This window comes from Bradyrhizobium japonicum USDA 6, assembly GCF_000284375.1.
In the GTDB taxonomy this organism is placed as follows: Bacteria; Pseudomonadota; Alphaproteobacteria; order Rhizobiales; family Xanthobacteraceae; genus Bradyrhizobium; species Bradyrhizobium japonicum.
The window spans coordinates 1737535-1754385 of record NC_017249.1 but is presented as its reverse complement, the minus strand read 5'-3'; the positions used below and the strand labels follow the sequence as shown (position 1 = coordinate 1754385).

Below are 16851 nucleotides of genomic sequence, written 5' to 3'. Positions count from 1 at the left end.
GGCGGACTGCGACACCAGGCGTCGCATTTAATGGCATGGCGCTTGCCTCCTTTGGTCGCAATTGGCTCAAGGAGGCATCGATGAACGCATCGTCTTTCGACATCAGCCGCCGCAATGTGTTGCTGGGAGGCCTTGGCGCAGCGGGATTGACCGCCATCGCACCTCGCTTCGCCACTGCCCAGGGGTGTGCCGAGACGCTGCTGGTGGTGCAGGAGCTCGGGCCGAACTCGCTCGACATGCAGGGCGTCGGCTCCAACCAGACCGTGAACGGCCTGTCCTGGAATTGCTACGACCGCCTGCTCACCTACGCCTCCAGGACGCTGCCCGACGGGACCGTGTCCCATGATCGCGAGAAGCTCGCGCCTGAACTCGCCGAGAGCTGGGAGGTCGCCGCCGACGGCATGTCCTGCACCTTCAAGCTTCGCAGGGACGCGAAATTCCACGACGGCACGCCTGTTACCGCCAAGGACGTCAAATGGTCGTTCGACCGTGCCGTGAAGGTTGGCGGCTTCCCGACCTTCCAGATGTCGGCGGGTTCGCTGGAGAAGCCCGAGCAGTTCGTGGTCGTCGACGACCACACCTTCCGCATCGATTATGTCCGCAAGGACAAGATGCTGCTGTTCAACGTCGCCGTCGTCGTGCCCTTCATCATCAATTCCGAACTCGCCAAGAAGAACGCGACTCCGGAAGACCCATGGGCGCTGGCCTGGCTCAGGACCAACGAGGCCGGTGGCGGCGCCTACAGGATCGAAAGCTGGAAGCCAGGAAGCGAGACCGTGCTCGCGCGCTTCGACGACTGGAAGAGCGGACCACTGCCGAAGATCAAGCGCGTGATAGCGCGCGACGTCCCCTCGGCCGGCACGCGCCGCGCGATGCTGGAGCGGGGCGATGCCGATATTTCCAGCGGCTTTGCGCCGCGAGACTTCGAGCAGATTATCAAGGAAGGCAAGGTCAAGGTCTCGGGCGTGCCGATCCCGAACGCGCTCTGGTACGTCGCGCTGAACACGGCGAAGCCGCCGTTCGACAATGTGAAGCTACGACAGGCCATCGCCTGGGCGATGCCTTATGAGCAGATCCAGAGCAGCGCGTTCTTCGGCCGCGCCGTTCCGATGTACGGCGGCGCCGCCGATGTCTCAAAGCCGGTGTGGCCACAGCCCTCTCCCTATGTCACCGATCTCGACAAGGCCAAGGCGCTGATGAAGGAAGCAGGCCTCGAGTCCGGTCTGGAGACGATCTTGTCGCTCGACACGGGCACTGCGACCGTCGGCGAGCCGACCGCCATCCTGATCCAGGAAAGTCTCGCCAGGATCGGCATCAAGGCGTCGATCGAGAAAATCCCCGGCGCGAACTGGCGCACGACGCTGAACAAGAAGGAGCTGCCGCTCGCGCTCAACCGCTTCAGCGGCTGGCTCGATTATCCCGAGTACTATTTCTATTGGAATTTCCACGGCAACAATTCGATCTTCAACATCTCGTCCTACCAGAACAAGGCGATGGACGCGCTGATCGACAAGGCGCGCTTCACGGCGGATGAAGCGGAATACGACCGGTGCGTGAAGGATTTCATCGCGCTCTGCAGGCGCGACGTTCCCATCGTTCCACTCAACCAGCCGATCCACGACGTCGCCATGCAAAAGGCCATCACAGGCTACGAGTTCTGGTTTCATCGCGAACCCGACTACCGCCAGTTCGCGAAGGGCTGATGCCGCTCGACAACGCGGACGACGTCTAAGTTGGCCCGCGCCTGCTCGGTCGGGAAGCCCCGCGCCAACCGCGCCGCGCTCGTGCGCAGCATCGCCGCGTCGAGCTTGCCCTGCCGCGCCCCATCCAGCGCGCAGGCGAAGACCCGGTAGAATTGCGCGCCGTCATAGGCAACCAGCAGCAGATCGACGCCGGCGTTGATCGCCTCGACCACGGCTTTGCAGACGTCGTGCTGGTAGATCGCCCCCATCACGAGGTCGTCGGTCATCACCATGCCCTGGTAACCCCACTTGTCGCGGATGATGCCATCGATGACGCGTTTCGAATGCGAGGCGGCGCGATCGGGATCGACGGTCGTCAGCGTGACATGCCCAACCATGAGCGCGCTGCGCGAATGCGACAGCACCTCGCGGAACGGTAGCCAGTCGGTGGCTTCGAGCTCTTTCACCGGCGTATCGAGATTGGCGCTGAAATGATGCGTGTCGGTGCGGACGCGGCCGATACCGGGAAAATGCTTCAGCGTAGCACCGACGCCTGACTCTTCCAGCCCGCGCACATAGGCGCTCGCGATCGTGCTGACGACGGCAGGGTCGGTCGCAATCGCGCGCTGGCCGATCAGCGTATGAAAATCGAGGCGATTGCGCCGCACCGGCGGCTTGAGGTCGAGCACCGGCGCGAGGTTGAGGTTGACGCCGAGCCCGGCGAGCTCGCGGCCGTGGGTACGGCCGAACTCTTCGGCCTTGGCCTGCTGTTCGTCGGGGGCGAGCCCGCTGAGCGTCGCCAGTGCCGGCACCCTCGTCAGCGGCGGCGCGAGATGTCCGACGATGCCGCCCTCCTGGTCTGCCGCAACGACCAGCGGCGGCAGGCCGGCGGCGCGCCGCTTGTCCTGGAGCGCCGCGATCTCGGTGCGCAACGTCTCGACGGTCCGGCCACGGATGTTGCGCCGGGTCACGTAGACGCCGCCGATCAAGCCCTGCTCGGCGAGGCGCGCAACCTCGGGAAAGGAGGAATAGCCCACCATGAAGTGAGGTCCGAGCTGACGCGCCTCGGCGGCGCTCGCGGCAAGCACCTCGTGCTTGCGCAGCTCGAACTTGAGATGCGCCACCGACATCAGGACCGGCGGCAGGCACCAGAGCACGACGAGCGGCTTGCCCGCGATGGTGCGCCACCGTCCCCTGCGCAGCAGGAGGATGACGATCGCGAGGCTTGCGGCGACAAGCGCGAGGTTTCCGGCGCCGCGCAGCGGGACCAGATAGGGATCGTTCTTGTTGGCAGCGGCGAATGCGACAAGCGGCGCGGCCAGCCAGAGCAGGACGAGACCGATACGACCGAGGAATTGCATGATGCGTCACACGCTATGAGTGGCGAATGCTTCGCACCTATCAAAGCGAATCACGCTGCGCGAGAGACAAACGCGCGCCTGCACGAAAACTGCAAAAGACTCCTGAAACCGTGCAGACGATGGTCCCGCCTTCTGCACAAGAGGTGTTCAGACTTCGTGATGCCACCCATCACGAAAGGTCATTTGGACATGACGAGCCTGGCTTCGACGATAGCAGCGGAAATCCGGCCGATCAGGCATTCCTCGATCCCGGCCAAGGTCGGCCTCGCGCTCGTGCTGGCCGCGCTCGCCGATTGGCTGTTCTACGGCCAGCGGATCGGGCTGTCGCTGACGCTCTTTGCGATCGCGATGGCCTGCGTGTCGGTGCTCTTCAATCAAGCGGCCCTGGATCTGCGGCGCGCCATGATCGGCACGGCCGTTCTCGTCGCCGGTCTCGTGCCGGCCGTCGAGGAGCTCAACATGCTGTCCGTGCTGATCCTCACCATGGCGCTGACCATTGCGCTTCTGATCGCAACCAATCCGGAAACGACCGGGTTCGCTGAGCCTGCCCGCGCGCTGCGCAATTTCTTCCTGCTCGGCCCCTTCAGGTTCTTCCTCGAGGCGCTCCAGATCTTCAACCTGTCGGCGTTCACCCGCGGCCTCGCGCTCTGGCTGATGCCTGCCGTGCTGAGCACCGTCTTCGTCGCGCTGTTCGCTGCGGCCAATCCGGTGATCGAGCAGTGGGTGTCACTGCTCAATCCAAAGCTCATCCTCGAATATATCAGCATCCCGCGCGTGCTGTTCTGGGCCATGATGCTGGCGCTGGTTTGGCCGTTCATCCATGTGCGCTGGCGGCGCAGGACGATTGTCACCACCGCCGTTGCCGACGGCCCCGTGCCGCCCCCGCTCCCGCCCTTGGTCTCGGCCGAATTTCTGCCCCCCTCCACCATTCTGCGCTCGCTGATCCTGTTCAACCTGCTGTTCGCGGCGCAGTCCATCCTCGACGGCATCTATCTCTGGGGCCATGTGGCGCTGCCCGACAATTTGACCTATGCGGCCTACGCCCATCGCGGCGCCTATCCGCTGATAGCGACCGCGTTGCTCGCCGCCGCCTTCGTGCTGGTGGCGATGCGCCCGGGCGGGGCGGCCGAAAAATCCAAGGTGATCCGGCCGCTGGTCTATCTCTGGGTCGGGCAGAACGTCCTGCTCGTCGCCTCCTCCATCCTCCGCCTCGATCTCTATGTCGACATCTACATGCTGACCTACTGGCGGATCGCGGCCTTCATCTGGATGGGGCTGGTGGCGCTCGGGCTGGTCCTGATTGTGGCGCGCATCGCGCTCAACCGGTCCAACCAGTGGCTCGTCGGAGCCAATCTGATCGCGCTGACGATCGTGCTCTATGGCTGCTCGCTCGTGAACTTCGATGCGTTCATTGCCGACTACAATGTCGTCCACAGCCGGGAAGCATCGGGCAAGGGCGTGCAGATCGACATCAACTATCTCCTGACGCTCGGGCCGCAGGCGCTGCCTGCCATCGACAAGGCCATCTTGCTCCGGCCCGGCGCCCCCGAGAGCTGCCTTGTGTCGCGCCGCGACCGCCTTGTAGAACAGCAGCGCCAGGATCTGGCCTGGCGGAGCTGGGGCTTTCGGAGCTGGCGGCTCCAGCGCAGGCTGGACGCGCAGGCGAAGGATCAGCGGGCAGGCTGAGGAAGCGGAGAGGTTCTTGGCGCATCGCATTCTCATCGTCGACGACGAGGGCCACATCCGCGAAGTCATCCGCGTCGCCTTGAAGAAGGCCGGCATGGACGTGATCGAGGCGCGCGACGGCAAGGAGGCACTCGCCCGCTTTGCCGCCGACAAGCCCGACCTGATCGTGCTCGACATCGGCATGCCCGAATTCGACGGCCTCGACGTCTGCCGCGAGATCCGCAAGACCTCCGACGCCCCGATCCTGTTCCTGTCGGCGCGCGACGAGGAGATCGACCGCATCCTCGGCCTCGAGATCGGCGGCGACGATTACGTGACAAAGCCGTTCAGCCCGCGCGAGCTGGTGGCGCGGGTCAACGTCATCCTGCGCCGCCTCAGCCCGCGCCATGGCGAGGCCAAGGCCGGGCCGGGCGCGCTGTCGCAGGGCGGCCTCCTGATCGATCCCGAGCAGCATGCCGCATCCTTTGCCGGCACGCCGCTGAAGCTGACCGCGATCGAGTTCGGCATCTTGCGCGCGTTCCTGACCCGGCCGACCTCGGTGTTCAACCGCGAGCAGCTGATGCGGGCGGCCTATCAGCTCAACATCCAGGTCTCCGACCGCACCATCGACAGCCACATCCGCAACATCCGCGCCAAGCTCGCGGCGCACAATTGCGAGAACGTGATTGAGACCATCCACGGCGTCGGCTTCAAGCTCGGCCGCTGCGAGAAAGATGCATGAGCGCAGCGCCCGACAAATGGCGGCCGTCGCTCACCCTCGTGATTTTCACGGTGCTTGCGACCGTCGGCGTGCTGCCGCTGGTCGGCCTGTTCTTCTTCCGCCTCTACGACAACCAGCTGATCCGCCAGACCCAGGCCGAGCTGATCGCGCAGAGCCGTGTGCTCGCGACCATCTACGCGCAGGAGGTTACGGCGCGGCTCGACAGCGGCCTGACGCTTGGCGCCGAGGTGCCGCCCAACGTGCTGCCCGACCCCGGCGACCAGGTCACCCCGATCCGTCCCGCGCTCGACCTCACCGCCAACGATCTCTTGCGGCGGCGGCCCGATGCGCAAGCCGCTCCGCAGCCGGCGCAGCCAGCCTATGTCGAGATCGGCGCAAGGCTAACGCCGATCATCCGCGAGACCCAGAAGGTGACGCTGGCGGGCTTTCGCATCCTCGATCCGCAGGGCGTGGTGATCGCCGGGCGCTACGAGGTCGGGCAATCGCTCGCCCATATCGAGGAGGTCGCGGACGCGCTGCACGGGCAGTACCGCGCCACCTTGCGCAACCGCGTCCCGGATCGGCCGCCGCCGCCGATCTATTCCTTCAGCCGCGGCCTCGGCGTGCACGTGTTCTCGGCGATGCCCGTCATCGTCAACAACCGCGTTGCGGGGGTGATCTACACCACGCGGACGCCGAGCAACATTTTTGATCATCTCTACCAGGAGCGCGGTAAGTTTGTGCTGGCGGGGCTTGCCGTGATCCTCGGCACCATCGCGATCGGGCTGGTGTTCTCTCGCACCATCACGCTGCCGATGCGCGAACTGATCGACCGCGCCGCGCGGATCGGCCGCGGCGATCGCGAGGCGTTTCGGCCGCTCCGGCATTACGGCACCCGCGAATTCGCCCAGCTGTCGCACAGCTTCCTCGGCATGGCCGAGCAGCTGGCGCGGCGCTCCGACTATATCGCGACGTTCTCGGCCCACCTCACCCACGAGCTCAAGTCGCCGCTGACCTCGATCAAGGGTGCGGCCGAGCTGTTGCAGGATTCGTTTCAAGGAAAGCCGGAAGGCCTGACGCCGGTCGAGCAGAAGACGTTCATCGCCAACATCCTGTCGGACACGCAGCGGCTTGAAGCGATGGCGCAGCGGCTGCGCGAGCTCGCCCGCGCCGAGAGCCTGCCGCAGAACGAGCGCACCGAGCTTGCGCCCGTGGTCGCCGACCTCCGGAGCCGCTTTCCGGCAAGCTCGATCGAGGCCAGCGGCCGCCTCGACCGGGCGATCGGCATGTCCGGCGAGAAGGCGCTGATCGTGCTGTCGCATCTCGCCGACAACGCGATGCGGCACAAGGCGAGGACCATCAGGCTGGAGGCGGTGGACGAGCGGACGACCCTGCTTGTGACGGTCAGCAATGACGGCGAGCCGATTTCGGCGCCGAACCGCGACAGGATCTTTGATGCGTTCTTCACCACCCGCCGCGACCAGGGCGGCACCGGCATGGGGCTGGCGATCGCGCGCGCGGTGATGGCGAGCCATGGCGGCTCGATCAGGCTCAAGCCGACCGACGAGGGCGCGGCCTTCGAACTCCAGTTTCCGATTGCCTGAGGCGCGATGAGGTCATCGCCCCTCAGTTTTTTGTTTTGGCAAGATCTGTTCGGAAAACCGCTTCACACTTTTCCGGATCATGCCCTAGATCGCGAACACCCAGGCGGCGACGATGGTGCCGATGGTGACCAGACCGGCGATGGTCCAGCCGGCGGCATATTCCAGCTCGGGATGACCGGTCGCCCGCATGATCTCCGCCGGATCGGCGGTATGCTTCTCTGCCATGACAGCCTCGCACGTTTTTTTTCGTGTCCTATGTAAGTCGCATCAGCCGCCAATAGGTTCCATCACGGAAATGCGAGCAATGACGCAGCTTGGTCTATTTGCCGACCCGCAAGCGGGCCCTGCGGGGCTTCGCTATACCGATGACTTCGTCGAGGCCGCGGTCGAGCAGGACTTGATCGACCGCATCGCAGCATTGCCGCTGCAGCGCTTCCAGTTCGGCGCCTTCGAGGGCAACCGCCGGGTGGCGTCGTTCGGCTATCGCTATGACTATTCGCTGCAACGGCTGGCCGAGGCCGAGCCGATCCCGGAGTGGGTCCTGCCCGTCGCGCGGCAGGCCGAGGCCTGGGCGGGCCTCGCCGCCGGCAGCGTCCGGCAGGTGCTCTGCACCGAATATGACACCGGCGTCGGCATCGGCTGGCACCGCGACAAGCCGCACTTCAAGGAGATCCTCGGCCTGTCGCTGGGCTCGCCATGCAAATTCCGCTTCCGCCGCCGCAGCGGCGACAAATGGGAGCGCCACGCGCTCGAAGCCCTGCCGCGCTCGCTCTACCTGATGGACGGAGAGGCGCGGTCGCACTGGGAGCACAGCATCCCGCCGGTCGAGGCACGCCGCTATTCGATCACCTTTCGGACGATGCAGCGGGCGTAACGGCCGGTCCAAAACTAAAATTGCGAAAACAACCCCATGCACAGTAGAACGCCGTTTCCGGCTTGAAGCGGGGTTGTGCGCGACAACCGTTTGACACTTCGGTGCAAAACCGCCGTACCGCGCAATCGCCGCGCGACCCACGCCTTGTGTTCCAAATCGGGTTGCATGCTAGACTGGATGCCATCCAGGGCAGGGGAGGAAAGCATGGCCGACAATAAGGCAAAGCGGGGCGGCGCCGATCGCGCGCTGATTGCGCTCACCGAAAAATACGAAGTCGCCTACTGGTCGAAGAAGTTCAAGGTGACGCCGGCCAAGCTGAAATACGCCGTCAAGAAGGTCGGCCGCTCCGCCAAAAAGGTCGAGGCCTACATCAAGCTCCAGAAGCACCGCGCCTCCGACAAGAGCCGGATCGCGCTGAGCGAGGCCTACGAGGTCCGCTACTGGTCGAAGAAGTTCAAGATCACCCCGGCAAAGCTGAAGGCCGCCGTCGCCGCGGCCGGCCATTCCTCCAGGAAAGTCGAAGCCTATCTCGCGGCCCAGAAGGCGGCGAAGAAGACGGTAGCCAAGAAGAGGGTGAGCAAGACCGCCAAGCCGACCAAGCGCAAGCAGGCGGCCTGAGACGCCCCTTCTGACCGCTGCGCGGACATGCGCCGCGCGCGCCTGCCTGACATACGTCACCTGCTCGGTTGATCACGTTGATAGAGCGATGCCAGTCCACTCATCGTCGGTGGGCTCGTAGCGCATGATTCGCCCCGTCAATCAGGAGTTTGAATTACTGCTCGGTGGCGATCGGGCTCCTAGCCGAGAGCTACTATCTCGACTGGAGCCTGATGGTATTCCCGTTGTGGGTTATGTCAGTGAGCGTGTCCATTCTGGTCGAAAAGGACGCTTCGAGATGAATCGTTCTGCGATGGCCCGTTGATCTGAATCAAGACTGGCGAAGCTGGCGCGAGCAAGCTCATGCGCGGGGACTGGTTGCGTAACGGAGAAGGCCTATGAAACGGATGGGAACGTTTGCCGTCGCAGCTGCCGCCTTGATGGGCGGGGTGTTGCTTTCTTTCGGCTGGACCGATCAAGGCGGCGTCTCGCTGTCTGTCGAGAGCGCTCAGGCGCGGGTCGGTCGCCCGCTGACCCCTGTCAGCGTTGCGGGCGTTGCGCGTCGGCAGACGCGACGGGCGGTCGTTGGCGGCGCCGCCGTAGGTGCGGCCGCTGCCGGCACGGCCTGCGTGCGCGTGCTAGTCAACGGCACTTACGTCTGCCGCTGAGATCTTTGCTGGTCCGCAGCGCAGCACTGTTGCTAGGATTCCAGATACACCCTGATGTCGCCCTTCTTCACGGCAGCTTTCAGGGTGGCATGGTCGCGCTCGGCCTGATCGGCGTAGGCAAGCGCAAAGTGGCCCATGGCCTGGTCGAATTCGTCGCTGGATGAGCCGAGATACCCGCTGATCGTCGCCGATATCTCGCTGACCTTGGCATGCGCACGCGCGAGCACCCAGCCGCATGCGCCCGCATAGACCTCCAGAACTTTCGCGTCGAAAGTTTCGATCAGGGGCTTGATCTTGGCGTCGCGCAGCTGCCGTACGTAAAACGGACGGTTGTGGGGGCCCGTGAGCCAGCCGAGGAAAATATCCGACGCGGGCTGCATCAGGCGCTGACCCACAACCACGCGCTGTCCGTGATGACGATAGGCACTCCTTCCCGCATAGCTCTCCAGAGCGGATGGCGCCGCCTCCTTCACCTGCAGAAACAGAGGGCAGTTGGCCTCCGACATCAACAGGACGATCCAGCATCGCCGGCCTACGCTTCCAACGCCGACCACCTTGATGGCGGCGTCGACCAGCCGGTAGCGGTCGAATAGCTGACGCCGGTCGTCGGCCAGCGAATCTCGGTAAATGCGCAAGATCCCCTCGAGCGTCGACAGGAAATCAGAACCGTGAGCCGCTCCAGGGTGAAAGATAAGCGGAGGTTGCTCGGTGATGCGGATTTGCCCGCCAATGCTGCCGGCAAGCTTGGGAAAATCCAGCTCCGAGCCCCTGTCCACGGCCGCATGGTCGATCCGCCGTTGCAGGTGCTTCCGGGCCCTCTTTGGCGCGATCGCCATCAAATCCTCGGCGGCGATGTTCGCGTACCATACGGCGAGTGGATCCATCCTCGAGAATCCGCGCATGTGTTCGCGATAGCCGCGCGCAGCAGCGATCGCGCAATTGCGGCCTGTGGTGTCGGACAATCCGATCGATCGTGCGGCGAGCACGACCGAGGCGGCGAGACGCTTGACGTCCCATTCCCACGGGGCCGGCAACGTCTCATCGAAATCGTTGATGTCGAAAATGATATGGCGCTCGGGGGTGGCAAAGCCGCCGAAATTCGCGAGGTGGCAGTCGCCACACGCCTGCACGTTCAGCCCGGTGCTCGGCGTGAGCGCCAGGTCCGCGGCCATCACGCCCGCGGAGCCACGATAGAATGCGAACGGCGATTGCAGCATCCGGCCATAGCGGATCGGCACCAGCTCCTTCACCCGGCCGGCGTCCGATCTACGCAGGATGTCGAGGGGGCTCGGCCGCTCCTTGGATGGCTTCCAGCGGCCATGTTGCTCGCGCGCGAGCTTGTCGCGCAGAGCCTTGCCGGCGGCAGCGCGATCGCTTGGGAAGACGATGTGGGGTGTTGGGCCGGCAGTCGGCCGCGTCTTGGCCTCTGATTTGTGACTGGCAAAATCCATCACGAACCCCGGTCTATGCTTCATTTTTCGATCGGGAAGCCTCGAGGGCATTGACCTGGATCAAGCGATCGCGAGGCAGCCACGTCAGTGTTGCCGTCCCACCGGCCGAAAGGCTTGGCACCATGGCAGACGCGACAGAACCAACGGGCAGCGTCGAGCGGCAGAGCGCGTGGCTGTCCTGGCTACCGCCAACCCGGTGGCTCGCGGATTATTCCGCGGCCTGGCTGCCTTCCGACATCATCGCCGGCATCACGCTCGCAGCCTACGCAATCCCGGTCTCCCTTGCCTATGCCGGACTTGCCGGGCTGCCTCCGCAGGTCGGCATCTACGGCTACCTGCTGGGAGGCATCGGCTACGCGTTGTTCGGCTCGTCGCGCCAGCTTGCGATCGGGCCGACCTCCGCCATCTCGCTCATGATCGCGGGCACGGTGGGCGCGATGGCTGCCGGCGACGCACTCCGCTATGTGCAGATCGCCAGCCTTGCTGCCTTCACCGTGGCCGCACTCAGCTTCCTCGCCTGGCTGTTGCGGTTGAGCGCGCTGGTCAAACTGATCAGTGACAGCATTCTGGTCGGGTTCAAGGCTGGTGCCGGCCTCACCATCGCGATGACGCAGTTGCCGAGCCTGTTCGGCGTCCCGGGCGGCGGTCACAACTTCTTCGAACGGGTTTATCTGTTCGTCGGACAGCTCGGTCAGACCCAGCTGCTTGTCCTTCTCGTAGGGGTCGTGGCCCTCGTTCTGCTCGTCGCCGGCGGGCGCCTGATGCCGGGACGCCCCGTCGCGCTCGGCGTCGTCGTGCTGGCTATCGCGGCCGCGAGCCTGCTCGGTCTGCCGGCGCTTGGCGTTCCCGTGACAGGCAAGATTCCGTCGGGTCTGCCGAGCCTCGCCCCGCCGGCTCTGCGGATCCGGGACGTCGAGGGCATCCTGCCGCTTGCGGGGGGCTGCCTGTTGCTGGCCTACATCGAGGGCGTGTCCGCGGCGCGAACCCTTGCGGCAAAGCACGGCTATGCAATCGACGCACGCCAGGAGCTTCTCGGCATCGGCGCCGCCAATCTCGCCGCAGCCATTGGTCAGGGTTACCCGGTTGCCGGTGGACTGTCGCAGTCGGCCGTCAACGACAAGGCGGGCGCCCGTTCAGCTTTAGCACTCATCTTCGCCGCGGCCACACTGGCTCTGTGCCTGCTCTTTCTCACGGGGCTACTGGAGAACCTTCCGAAGGCTGTGCTCGCCGCGGTCGTCCTCACCGCGATCTATGGACTATTGGATTTCCCGGCGATGATCCGCATGTGGCACGTCAGCCGGCTCGACTTCCTGGCAGCGGCGATCGCGCTCCTCGCCGTGCTTTGGCTTGGAATTCTTCACGGCATCCTGCTCGCGGCGCTGGCTTCCATTCTGCTGCTGCTGGCGCGTGCATCGCAGCCCCACGTCGCCTTCCTCGGGCGGATTCCGGGGACCGAACAATATTCCGATATGGACCGCCATCCTGACAACGAGCCGGTGCCTGGCGTGATCGTGTTTCGGCCGGAGGCCTCGCTGATCTACCCCAATGCCGATGCCGTGCGGGAAGCGGTTCTGGCCCGCGTTCAATCCACCTCGGGCCCGATCCGTCTGGTGGTCTGCGATCTGTCCGCATCACCGTTTATCGATCTCGCGGGCTCACGGATGCTGCGCGAGCTGGAGGCCGAGCTCTCCGGCCGAAGTATCGCGCTGCGGATCGTCGGCGCCCACGGAAGGGTGCGCGATCTCCTGCGCGCCGATGGCCTCGAGAACAAGGTCGGAGGCATCGATCGCACAGCAACTGTCGAGAAGGTGCTTTTGGTGACCCTGAGACAGACAGGCTAACCCTGTCCGCAAAAGGAAGCCGATGTGAAAACGGTCGACGTCATCTACCGATATCAAGCAGATGCACCTGCGAGACACCGACCATCCGATAGCGACGAAGCGCGACTTCGTCTCGATGAAGGCAACCGGACCTTCGCCGCGCTGCTCGATCAGGTCAAAGACGAACATGGGCGGACAGAGAGAGTCGTGCCCGTCGATGCGCGTGATCTGGGCCTGCTCTCCGGCGCAATCGGAACACCCACCCAACATCCCTTCGCCGCGGTTCTTGGCTGCTCGGATGCCAGGGTGCCGATCGAACTCATCTTCAACGAAGGCCCGAACGACCTCTTCGTCGTCAGGGTCGCAGGCAATGTGCTGGGCACCGACGTCCTGGGCAGCTTGAAGTTTGCGGTGGAGCACCTGGGCGGCAGTCTGAAGCTCATCGTTGTCCTGGGACATAGCGGATGCGGCGCCGTGACCAGCGCTGTGGATGTGTTCCTGGATCCCGGCGACTACCTGACCCTCGCGACGAAGCATTCGCTGCGCAACATTCTGGATCGTCTGCTGGTCGTGATTCAGACCTGCGCAAGGAAGCTGGCCGCGGCGTTCGGTGCTGAGATTGTGCACCATCCGAGATACCGGGAAGCCCTTATCGAGACATCGATCGTGACCAACGCCGCGCTCGCAGCCTATTCAATACAGCAAGCGGTCGGGGCGAACGACGCGCATGGCCTGCGGGCGGTGTATGGCGTCTACCTGCTTGATACCCGAGAAGTGTGGGCGCCGCATCCAGGCGATACCAAAGGCGTCGGACTTGCGGCACCCCCGCACGACCTCGCCGGATTCGTCGACCTTGGCGACGTCATGGTTCGGTCGGAGCGAATTGCCGATCTGCTCCGATAGCGGAAGTGCTAACAGGCAAGTGGAATGCGCCGCCGGCAAAGCGCTCTATTGGCCCATCAGCGAAGTGGCGATACGCTGTATTGAGACCCGCTCAACGAGGCGGAGCGAGCGATTTGCTCACGTCGGATTATTCGCATGTTGACCTAAGCGACCGTGCGGCCACTGGAAGGCGGCCCGCGACACTGTCAGCAATATGAATGCTAGATTATCCCTTTGCCGACCGGAAATGGGCAGGTCGGAGTCTTTGATTTTGCCGAGTTCGCAATGGAAAATCTGACACACAACCCGCTGCTTTTGTTCATTGTTTCCTTTGTGGCGCTGTCGGTCGTTGCGGTCGCAGGATCATGGCTACGCAGACATTATCCGACCGCCGACGACGAGCAGAGCGAACTTCTTGGCGTCATCCTTGCGGCGACCCTGACGTTGCTCGGCCTGATCATCGGCTTCAGCTTTTCGATGGCGGCCAATCGTTATGATCAGCGCAAGAATTTCGAAGAGGCGGAAGCCAACGCCATCGGAACCGAAATGTTGCGAGCCGATTTTCTTCCCGCCGCCGATGCCGCAATCGTCCGCAAGCTCCTTGCCGAGTACACGGGCCTACGCATCCAGTTCTATCTCAACAAGGACGACGATCAGCGCAAGCAAATCGCAGAACGGACGGCTCAGTTGCAAGCCGCTCTCTGGTCTGCAGTCCGCAAATCCTCGTCTGCGCAGCCAACGCCCGTGGAAGCGCTGGCAATCGCCGGAATGAACGATGTGCTTAATTCGCAAGGCTATACGCAGGCCGCGTTCTGGAATCGGATCCCCACTGCCGCATGGTTTTTCCTGGCGATCATGGCGCTATGTTCGAATGCGCTGATGGGCTACCGAAGCGGCAAGGCCGGGCGAGGCATGTTGTTCGTACTACCGCTGATCGTTTCGTTTGCCTTCCTCCTGATCGCCGATATCGATGCTCCTCGCCATGGCCTGATTGAGGTGAGGCCGCAAAACCTGGAAAGTCTGGCGAACTCGCTCGGCGATCGAGCGCGCTAAGGTCGTCCCGCGAGCCGCCGGGCCGGCCGGCGTGCAGCGCGCCTGCGCGTGACAGCGGCAACGTGACGGATCATCTGCGGTATGCGCGCGCGTATCGTCGGGCGATCATCTGCTTCCGCTGCGATCGTTTTGCCGTTCATGCCGCACTCGACTCTCCCTGAGGTTGCCGTCTATCCTTAGGCCGACAGGCCAATGGGACCGGTGACCCCGGCGATTTCCTGGAGGGTCTTTTCAATGCGTTCGCTGTTTGCGCGGCTGCACCGGCGTTACGGGCCCAGGATTTCGGGGGCGGAGCGCCAGCGGCGAGTCAAGGACAAGCTCGCCCTTCAACCCACCCCGCCCGCGATCCGCTCACCCACCGCGCTCCGCGCGCTGGCGGTGCGACGCCCGAAAGTCGCGATCATCGGCGGTGGCTTCGCCGGCCTGATGGCGGCCTCCGAGCTCGTTGCGCATTGTGAGGTGACGTTGTTCGAGGCCCGCGACCGCTTCGGCGGCCGGGTTCTCAGCAAGAAGAAGCCGAGCGGGATCGTCGAGGCCGGCGGCGAGCTGATCGGCTACAACCATCCGCTCTGGCTGAAATATGCCAAGCGGTTCGAGCTCGGCCTGTCCGTTATCACCTCGGACACCAATTTCGATGCGCTCGAGCTCGACATGCCGCTGTTTCTCGACGGCCACAAGCTCTCCGACGGCCAGATGAAGCTGGTCTATCATGAGATGGACGACGCTTTCGGCAAGCTCAGCCGGTGGGCCGGCCGGGTCAAGCCTGACAAGCCCTGGCGCGCCAAGGGCGCAAGGAAACTCGACGCCAGGACGATTGCGGAGTGGATCGCGAGCCTCGACTGTTCGAAGCTCACCAAGCACGCCATGGAGGAGCAGTTCTCCAACGACGCCGGCCAGCCGACCACCAAGCAGAGCCTTCTCGCCAATCTGGCCGTCGTCGCGGGCGGACGGATGAAGAACCAGATCGACGCCTTCTTCACCCAGACCGAGACCTTGCGCTGCTCGGAAGGCAATCAGGAGCTCGCCATTCGCCTCGCGCAGGACATCAAGGACAACGGCGCCAGCACCCACCTGTCGACGCCGGTGCGCGCCATCCGCATCGACAGCGAAGGCGTGACCCTGGAGTTCAGCCCCTCCGGCAACGGAACGGCACGCGCGCCCTTTGCCGCCGATTATGCCGTGCTCGCGATACCCCCAAGCCTGTGGCCGGACTCACCCAACGCCAAGATCACGATCACGCCCCACCTGCCGCACGACTACTACGTCACGATGGGGACGGCGGTGAAATATCTCAGCCCGCTCAAGAAGCGCTTCTGGATCGGTGAGGGCCTCGCTCCGACGGCCATCTCGAACCAGTTTGGTGTCACCTGGGAAGGGACGGACAACCAGATCGCCCCGCCGGAGCACCCGGTCGAGCTCAGCCTGTTCGCCGGCGCCGATGTCGCGGCCGAAGCTCTCAAGCACTACCGGCCCGGTAACCAGACGCAGGTCGATGCGTTCTACGCGCAGCAGCTCGGCAGCGTCTACAAGGGCTATGTCGCGCATCTGGCCGATCAACCGGAGTTCATGGCTTGGCCGCGCGACGAATGGACCGCCGCCGGCTATTCCTGTCCCGCCCCGGGCGAGGTCTGCCGCGCCGGGCCGCTGCTGGCCAAGGGTTTCGAGGACCGCCTGTTCTTTGCCGGCGAGCACACCTGCTTTGCCTATTTCGGTTACATGGAAGGCGCTCTCCAGTCCGGCCAGACGGCGGCGGCTGCGATCATCAAGGCCATCGACAAGCAGCCTGAAGCGCAGGGCTCAGCCAGGGACGGAAATTCTGTCATAGGCTCGGGGCGCCTCGCGGCATCAAGGCCGTGACGGGAGAGGGAGCGACGCGAATGACATTCACGACAGGGGCCCGATCCCGGATTTGGGCCCGCATCGTCTCCGCGCTCGTTCTTGCCGGTGCCTTCGACGCCACCGGAGCCTCGGGGGCAACGCCTGCAAAAGTCTCGGGCTCGACGGCGCTGGCGCTCGCGGGCGTGATCGCGCCGCTGTCGCCGGACCTGACCGGCGCCGAGAAGAAGGCGGTGGCGATGCTGTTCGCCGCCAATGCCGAGATTCCCTACAAGAAGCCGATCGTGGTGACCGTGGACAGAATCGTCTGCCGCACCGGCAATGTCGACATCACGCTACGCAATTGCGAGCTGACCTTCGGCAAGAAGAGCAGGACCGTGAACGGCTCGACGGCCAATGAAATTTTCGCGACAGAAGCGCTCGCCGGCATTCCGCCCGATGGTGCGGCGGGATCGAACTTCGAGAGCCTGAGCCAGCTGAGCTGCACGATCGACCCCAATGCCATCCGCCGCAAGGACGGCAGCGGGGCCGACTGCACGTTCCAACCGGGGAATTGAACCGCGCATGGGCGAGAACATGGGCAAGGACGTGGGCAAGAAACCGGGTGCCGTGAAATCGCCTCAAGGCGAACTAACTA

Annotated in this window: 15 protein-coding genes; 12 read left to right on the top strand and 3 right to left on the bottom strand. The window is 64.3% G+C overall.

Annotated features, from left to right (window positions below):
* Positions 1 to 80 precede the first annotated feature (80 nt).
* Positions 81 to 1703: an ABC transporter substrate-binding protein gene (locus BJ6T_RS08165; protein WP_014491833.1), complete on the top strand. Its 1623-nt coding sequence runs from the start codon at positions 81 to 83 to the stop codon at positions 1701 to 1703.
* Here the strand turns inward: BJ6T_RS08165 and BJ6T_RS08160 are convergent.
* A complete protein-coding gene (locus BJ6T_RS08160) occupies positions 1679 to 3043 on the bottom strand; it encodes a glycoside hydrolase family 3 N-terminal domain-containing protein (RefSeq protein WP_014491832.1) in 1365 nt (454 codons plus the stop codon). The two genes, BJ6T_RS08165 and BJ6T_RS08160, sit on opposite strands and share 25 nt — an antisense overlap.
* Before the next feature lie 189 nt (positions 3044 to 3232).
* Here BJ6T_RS08160 and BJ6T_RS08155 point away from each other — a divergent pair, with 189 nt between their 5' ends.
* Genes BJ6T_RS08155 through BJ6T_RS08145 form a run of 3 tightly spaced genes read left to right on the top strand, consistent with a single transcriptional unit; the run spans position 3233 to position 7033 of the window.
* A complete protein-coding gene (locus BJ6T_RS08155) occupies positions 3233 to 4729 on the top strand; it encodes a DUF4153 domain-containing protein (protein WP_014491831.1) in 1497 nt (498 codons plus the stop codon).
* Between the two features lie 16 nt (positions 4730 to 4745).
* Entirely contained in the window at positions 4746 to 5450 is a 705-nt protein-coding gene (locus BJ6T_RS08150) for a response regulator (RefSeq protein WP_014491830.1), read from the top strand.
* Entirely contained in the window at positions 5447 to 7033 is a 1587-nt protein-coding gene (locus BJ6T_RS08145) for an ATP-binding protein (RefSeq protein ID WP_014491829.1), read from the top strand. The genes BJ6T_RS08150 and BJ6T_RS08145 overlap by 4 nt, the downstream gene beginning before the upstream one ends.
* 84 nt (positions 7034 to 7117) lie before the next feature.
* Here the strand turns inward: BJ6T_RS08145 and BJ6T_RS47000 are convergent, their stop codons facing one another.
* Complete coding sequence (locus tag BJ6T_RS47000) at positions 7118 to 7258, bottom strand: hypothetical protein (protein ID WP_007597071.1); 141 nt, start codon at positions 7256 to 7258, stop codon at positions 7118 to 7120.
* A gap of 79 nt (positions 7259 to 7337) precedes the next feature.
* Between BJ6T_RS47000 and BJ6T_RS08140 the strand changes: the two genes are divergently transcribed.
* The 3 genes from BJ6T_RS08140 to BJ6T_RS08130 all read left to right on the top strand — a co-directional run bounded on the left by BJ6T_RS08140 (position 7338) and on the right by BJ6T_RS08130 (position 9172).
* Positions 7338 to 7907 (top strand): alpha-ketoglutarate-dependent dioxygenase AlkB, encoded by a 570-nt coding sequence (locus BJ6T_RS08140; RefSeq protein WP_014491828.1) that lies wholly within the window; start codon positions 7338 to 7340, stop codon positions 7905 to 7907.
* A gap of 204 nt (positions 7908 to 8111) precedes the next feature.
* The gene (locus BJ6T_RS08135; RefSeq protein WP_014491827.1) at positions 8112 to 8525 is read left to right on the top strand and encodes a DUF3606 domain-containing protein; all 414 of its coding nucleotides are present in this window, start codon (positions 8112 to 8114) and stop codon (positions 8523 to 8525) included.
* 377 nt (positions 8526 to 8902) lie between these two features.
* Complete coding sequence (locus tag BJ6T_RS08130) at positions 8903 to 9172, top strand: hypothetical protein (RefSeq protein ID WP_014491826.1); 270 nt, start codon at positions 8903 to 8905, stop codon at positions 9170 to 9172.
* Positions 9173 to 9204: 32 nt separating this feature from the next.
* Here BJ6T_RS08130 and BJ6T_RS08125 read toward each other — a convergent pair whose 3' ends face one another.
* Positions 9205 to 10422, bottom strand: coding sequence for a DUF2252 domain-containing protein (locus BJ6T_RS08125; protein ID WP_240537954.1), 1218 nt, complete (start codon positions 10420 to 10422; stop codon positions 9205 to 9207).
* 323 nt (positions 10423 to 10745) lie between these two features.
* Here BJ6T_RS08125 and BJ6T_RS08120 point away from each other — a divergent pair, with 323 nt between their 5' ends.
* From BJ6T_RS08120 to BJ6T_RS08100, 5 genes are all read left to right on the top strand, one after another.
* Positions 10746 to 12464, top strand: coding sequence for a SulP family inorganic anion transporter (locus BJ6T_RS08120; RefSeq protein WP_014491824.1), 1719 nt, complete (start codon positions 10746 to 10748; stop codon positions 12462 to 12464).
* A 24-nt stretch (positions 12465 to 12488) separates the two neighbouring features.
* Positions 12489 to 13346 (top strand): carbonic anhydrase, encoded by an 858-nt coding sequence (locus tag BJ6T_RS42465; protein WP_014491823.1) that lies wholly within the window; start codon positions 12489 to 12491, stop codon positions 13344 to 13346.
* Between the two features lie 264 nt (positions 13347 to 13610).
* Positions 13611 to 14378 (top strand): bestrophin-like domain, encoded by a 768-nt coding sequence (locus BJ6T_RS08110; protein WP_014491822.1) that lies wholly within the window; start codon positions 13611 to 13613, stop codon positions 14376 to 14378.
* Between the two features lie 234 nt (positions 14379 to 14612).
* Entirely contained in the window at positions 14613 to 16235 is a 1623-nt protein-coding gene (locus BJ6T_RS08105; protein WP_014491821.1) for a flavin monoamine oxidase family protein, read from the top strand.
* A 20-nt stretch (positions 16236 to 16255) separates the two neighbouring features.
* Positions 16256 to 16771, top strand: coding sequence for a hypothetical protein (locus tag BJ6T_RS08100; RefSeq protein WP_014491820.1), 516 nt, complete (start codon positions 16256 to 16258; stop codon positions 16769 to 16771).
* Positions 16772 to 16851 lie beyond the last annotated feature (80 nt).

Coding starts and splice junctions, on each gene's coding strand:
- BJ6T_RS08165 (WP_014491833.1), top strand. CDS start 81: ATGAACGCATCGTCTTTCGACATCAGCCGCCGCAATGTGTTGCTGGGA.
- BJ6T_RS08160 (WP_014491832.1), bottom strand. CDS start 3,043: ATGCAATTCCTCGGTCGTATCGGTCTCGTCCTGCTCTGGCTGGCCGCG.
- BJ6T_RS08155 (WP_014491831.1), top strand. CDS start 3,233: ATGACGAGCCTGGCTTCGACGATAGCAGCGGAAATCCGGCCGATCAGG.
- BJ6T_RS08145 (WP_014491829.1), top strand. CDS start 5,447: ATGAGCGCAGCGCCCGACAAATGGCGGCCGTCGCTCACCCTCGTGATT.
- BJ6T_RS47000 (WP_007597071.1), bottom strand. CDS start 7,258: ATGGCAGAGAAGCATACCGCCGATCCGGCGGAGATCATGCGGGCGACC.
- BJ6T_RS08140 (WP_014491828.1), top strand. CDS start 7,338: ATGACGCAGCTTGGTCTATTTGCCGACCCGCAAGCGGGCCCTGCGGGG.
- BJ6T_RS08135 (WP_014491827.1), top strand. CDS start 8,112: ATGGCCGACAATAAGGCAAAGCGGGGCGGCGCCGATCGCGCGCTGATT.
- BJ6T_RS08130 (WP_014491826.1), top strand. CDS start 8,903: ATGAAACGGATGGGAACGTTTGCCGTCGCAGCTGCCGCCTTGATGGGC.
- BJ6T_RS08120 (WP_014491824.1), top strand. CDS start 10,746: ATGGCAGACGCGACAGAACCAACGGGCAGCGTCGAGCGGCAGAGCGCG.
- BJ6T_RS08110 (WP_014491822.1), top strand. CDS start 13,611: ATGGAAAATCTGACACACAACCCGCTGCTTTTGTTCATTGTTTCCTTT.
- BJ6T_RS08105 (WP_014491821.1), top strand. CDS start 14,613: ATGCGTTCGCTGTTTGCGCGGCTGCACCGGCGTTACGGGCCCAGGATT.
- BJ6T_RS08100 (WP_014491820.1), top strand. CDS start 16,256: ATGACATTCACGACAGGGGCCCGATCCCGGATTTGGGCCCGCATCGTC.